Source organism: Rhodovulum sp. PH10 (assembly GCF_000293785.1).
Taxonomy (GTDB): domain Bacteria; phylum Pseudomonadota; class Alphaproteobacteria; order Rhizobiales; family Xanthobacteraceae; genus Rhodoplanes.
This window is the reverse complement of the sequence record NZ_AKZI01000155.1, coordinates 1-4325: the sequence shown is the minus strand read 5'-3', so window position 1 is coordinate 4325 and position 4325 is coordinate 1. Positions and strand designations below refer to the sequence as shown.

The 4325-nt window shown below is 70.4% G+C and carries 4 protein-coding genes; 3 read left to right on the top strand and 1 reads right to left on the bottom strand.

Going from position 1 to position 4325, the window contains the following annotated elements; translation table 11 throughout:
• The first annotated feature begins 225 nt into the window (after window positions 1-225).
• Entirely contained in the window at window positions 226-846 is a 621-nt protein-coding gene (locus A33M_RS20040) for a gamma-glutamylcyclotransferase (RefSeq protein ID WP_008391202.1), read from the top strand.
• A gap of 72 nt (window positions 847-918) precedes the next feature.
• Here A33M_RS20040 and A33M_RS20035 read toward each other — a convergent pair whose 3' ends face one another.
• On the bottom strand, window positions 919-1704 hold the full coding sequence (locus A33M_RS20035) for an enoyl-CoA hydratase-related protein (RefSeq protein ID WP_008391200.1): 786 nt from the start codon (window positions 1702-1704) through the stop codon (window positions 919-921).
• Between the two features lie 429 nt (window positions 1705-2133).
• On the opposite strand from A33M_RS20035, the gene A33M_RS20030 reads away from it, so the two are divergent.
• Window positions 2134-3282 (top strand): ATP phosphoribosyltransferase regulatory subunit, encoded by a 1149-nt coding sequence (locus A33M_RS20030; protein ID WP_008391197.1) that lies wholly within the window; start codon window positions 2134-2136, stop codon window positions 3280-3282.
• On the top strand, window positions 3279-4247 hold the full coding sequence (hisG, locus tag A33M_RS20025; RefSeq protein WP_008391195.1) for an ATP phosphoribosyltransferase: 969 nt from the start codon (window positions 3279-3281) through the stop codon (window positions 4245-4247). Before A33M_RS20030 ends, hisG begins: the two co-directional genes overlap by 4 nt.
• Window positions 4248-4325: the final 78 nt, after the last annotated feature.

Genomic DNA, 4325 nt, shown 5'->3' with positions numbered 1-4325 from the left:
GGCCGGGCCGCTTTCGGCCGCCCGGTTCGTCGCCGATCTCGCACGTACTCCCTGGTACGCGCCTCGATCGGCTCCTGCCGGTTCGGCGAAATCGGCTCCGGCGCAGCCCCGTCGGAGTGTTCAAACGGGCTCTTAGGCGAGCCTTGTGGCCGTCCGGTGTCAAGCCCGGCGGCCGGCATGCGGGATGCACCGAAAAACCCCGCGCAATCCACAGCCGGGGCTCCCGTGATTTTCGACACCCGCCGCGAGATCGACCGCGCCGACGAGGATCTCTGGGTCTTCGGCTACGGCTCGCTGATGTGGCGCCCGGGCTTCGCCTTCGAGGAGCGGGTGCCGGCCCGCCTGGTCGGCCTGCACCGGGCGCTGTGCGTCTACTCCTTCGTCCATCGCGGCACGCCGGAGCAGCCGGGCCTGGTGCTCGGGCTCGACCGCGGCGGCACCTGCCGGGGCATCGCCTTCCGGGTCGACAAGACGCGGCGCGCCGACACGCTCGCCTATCTGCGCGAGCGCGAGCAGACCACCAACGTCTATCTGGAGCTTTTACGGCCGGTGACGCTGCTCGACGATCCGACCCTCGAGCGCGGCGCGGGAGCGGGCGAGCGGCGGGTGCGGGCGCTGGTCTATGCGGTCGACCGCAGCCACCCGCAATATGCCGGCCGGCTCGACCTCGATGCGCAGGTGAGGCTGGTGCGCCAGGGGCACGGGCAGTCGGGACCGAATCGGGACTACGTGCTGTCGACCGTGCGCGAGATCGAGGCGCAGGGCTGCCACGACGCAAAGCTGCACCTTCTCGCCCGCCGCCTGACCGCCGGCCACGAGACGCCCGGCGCGACGCCGGCGGCGTGAACCGGGACCGTGAGACCGCCCGCGTCGGCCTCACGTACCTCCCCGGCCCCCGAAAGCCGGCGAGCCGGCGCCCTACTCCGCCGCCTTGCTCTCGTGGAACCGGGCGGTGCGCTTCTCCATGAAGGCGGACATCCCCTCGCGCTGGTCGGGCGTGCCGAACAGCGCCTGGAACACCCGGCGCTCGAACCGCAAGCCCTCGGCGAGCGGCGTCTCGAAGGCGCGGCCGACCGTCTCCTTGGCCGACATCAAGGCGGCGGTGGGCATGCCGGCGATCGCCTGGGCGGTCTTCATCGCCTCCTCGACCAGTTTTGCCAGCGGCACCACGCGGGCGACCAGCCCGGCGCGCTCGGCCTCCTCGGCGCCCATCATTCGGCCCGACAGAATCAGCTCCATCGCCTTGGCCTTGCCGACCGCCCGGGTGAGCCGCTGGGTGGCGCCGAGCCCCGGAATCACCCCGAGCTTGATCTCCGGCTGGCCGAATTTCGCGTTATCCGCGGCGATGATGAAGTCGCACTGCATGGCGAGCTCGCAGCCGCCGCCGAGCGCGAAGCCGGCGACCGCGGCGATCACCGGCTTGCGCAACCGCGCCGCGGAATCCCAGCTCGCCATGTAGTCCTCGGAAAGATTCTCGATGAACGTCCGCGGCGCCATCTCCTTGATGTCGGCGCCGGCGGCGAACGCCTTGTCGGAGCCGGTCAGCACGAAGCAGCCGACGCCCTCGTCCGGCTCGAACCGCGCGACCACGCGGGCGAGCTCTTCGGCCATGGCGGCATTGAGGGCATTCAGGGCTTCCGGCCGGTTCAGGCGGATCAGCACCACCCGGCCGACCACCTCCACCTGGAGGGTCTTGTAGATCATGGGCACGTCGATCCTTCTTGGGCCGGGCCGAGGGGCGGCGCGACCGGGATTTCGGCAGACGATCGGGAGAACGAGCGGGGGTCCGAACGTGCTGCGTCGCAATAGGAGTAGGGTCGGCGGCGGCCACCCGCAATCGGGAGTGCTGCGGAATCGAGATGTCGTGAAGCATTTCGCGCAACGCGACAGCATCGTGAAGATGCTGCGGCGCACGCCTGGATGATGACCGTTCCGTTGAAATCGTGCGACGGCGTTCACGACTTGGCGACGACTGTGACACGTCCTGTAATTGCCGCCCTATAAACATGCAACTCGAGAACGCAGTCACCGTGAGCACCCGTCCCGCCGCGGCGCCGAGCCTTTCGCCAGAGGACGTCGAAACATCGCCAAAGTCGTGCTAAACGGCGCCCGAGACGAACGGGGGCACGAGGGATGAACGTTGCGACGACCCACACGGACGGCCGGGCGGAGACGCTGGTCGCCTCCTATGCGGCGGCCGGTTACCGGCGGGTCGAGCCGGCGATCCTGCAGCGGGCAGAACCGTTCCTGGCGCTGTCGGGCGAGGACATCAGGCGGCGCATGTTTCTGGTCGCGGACGGCGGCGGCACCGGCAACGGCGACCTGTGCCTCCGGCCCGACCTGACGATCCCGGTCGCGCTCGACTATCTCGCCTCGTCCGCTGCCGGCGAACCGGCCGCCTTCAGCTATCTCGGGCCGGTGTTTCGCCAGCGCACCGATGCATCGGGCGAGTTTTTGCAGGCCGGCATCGAATCGTACGGCCGCGCCGATACGGCGGAGGCCGACGCCGAGGCGCTGTCGCTCGCGCTCGCCACCACCGCGCATTACGGCCTCGCCGCCCCCGCCATCCGGATGGGTGACGTCGGCCTCTTTGCCGCGCTGCTCGACGCGCTCGACCTCGCTCCCGTGTGGCGCCGCCGGCTCGCCAAAGACTTCAGCCGCAAGTCCGTGCTCGCCCACGACCTCGATCGGCTCGCCGTTCCGGCGGACAGCGGCAGGCCGGAATATCAGGGCGTGCTGGCGGCGCTCGCCAATTCGGACCCGCAGGCGGCGCACGCGCTGGTGACCGATCTTTTGTCGATCGCCGGCATCAGCACGGTCGGCGGCCGCTCGGTGGCGGAGATCGCTGGACGGTTCCTCGAGCAGGCAGAACTCGGCGCCAGCGCCGCTTTGCCCCGCAAGACCCGCGCGGTGGTCGACGAGTTCTTCGCGATCGCCGGCGATCCCGACAGCGCCGCCGACGCGGTCGGCGCGCTCGCCAAGGAGACCGGCATCGACCTCTCGGCCGCGCTCGAAACCTTCTCCCGCCGCACCGCGCTGATCGCCGCGGCCGGCATCGACGTGTCGTCGATTGCCTTCGCCACCGCGTTCGGCCGCGGCCTCGACTACTACACCGGCTTCGTGTTCGAGCTGCACGATCCGGGCGGCACCGTGGAGGGCCAGCTGGTCGCCGGCGGCCGCTACGACGGCCTCTTTGCCCGCCTCGGCCACGCCGCGCCGATGCCCGCCGTCGGCTTCGCCGCCTGGATCGACCGCCTCTCGGCCCTGGAGACCGTGCGATGAGTGCCTTCGTGATCGCGGTCCCCGCCAAGGGCCGCCTGCAGGAGAACGCGGAAACCTATTTCGCCCGCTCCGGGCTGAAGCTCGCAAAGCCGCGCGGCGCCCGCGAGTATCGCGGCGCGGTGGTCGGCGTGCCGGAGATCGAGGTGGCGTTCCTCTCGGCCTCCGAGATCGCCCAGCAGCTCGCCGCCGGCAGCGTGCATTTCGGCATCACCGGCGAGGACCTCATCCGCGAGAGCATCCCGGATGCGGACGCCAAGGTGGTGTTGGTGCATCCGCTCGGCTTCGGCTTCGCGACCGTGGTAGTCGCCGTGCCGCAGGCCTGGATCGACGTGCGCTCGATGGCCGATCTCGACGACGTCGCCACCGCCTTCCGCCTCGAGCACGACCGCCGCATGCGGGTCGCGACCAAGTACGTGAACCTCACCCGCGGCTTCTTCGCCCGGCACGGGATCGTCGATTACCGCATCGTCGAGAGCGCCGGCGCCACCGAAGGTGCGCCCGCCGCCGGCACCGCCGAGCTGATCGTCGACATCACCTCGACCGGCACCACGCTGACCGCCAACGCGCTGAAAATCGTCGAGGACGGGATCATCCTGCGCTCGCAGGCGAACCTCGTCGCCTCCAAGACCGCGCGCTGGGGCGAGGAGGAGCGCGGCATCGCCCGCCTGGTGCTCGACCGCATCGCCGCGTTCGACCGCGCCAGCGCCTTCAAGGAGATCCGCACCCGCTTCCCCGGCTGCAACGAGACGCTGCTCGCCGAGGCGCGCGAAAAGTTCGGGGTGGAGACGCCGTTCGGCGGGCCGACCTCGTCCGGCATGCTGACGCTGCACTGCCCGCCCGACAAGGTGCACGGCCTCGCCACCTTTCTGCGCGCGCACGGCGCGGCGAGCGTGGTGGTCGCTGCGCTCGACTACGTCTTCGCCTGCGACAACCCGCTGATCGACACGCTCGAGGCGGCGCTCTGAGAGCCCGTTTGGAAACTCGGACGCGGGCTGCGTTGCGGCGCGAACTGCCGGAGGCCAGGAGAAAAGCGATGCCGATAT

Excerpts from the sequence above, each read along its gene's own strand:
- A33M_RS20035 (WP_008391200.1), bottom strand. The coding sequence starts at position 1,704 with ATGATCTACAAGACCCTCCAGGTGGAGGTGGTCGGCCGGGTGGTGCTG.
- A33M_RS20030 (WP_008391197.1), top strand. The coding sequence starts at position 2,134 with ATGAACGTTGCGACGACCCACACGGACGGCCGGGCGGAGACGCTGGTC.
- hisG (WP_008391195.1), top strand. The coding sequence starts at position 3,279 with ATGAGTGCCTTCGTGATCGCGGTCCCCGCCAAGGGCCGCCTGCAGGAG.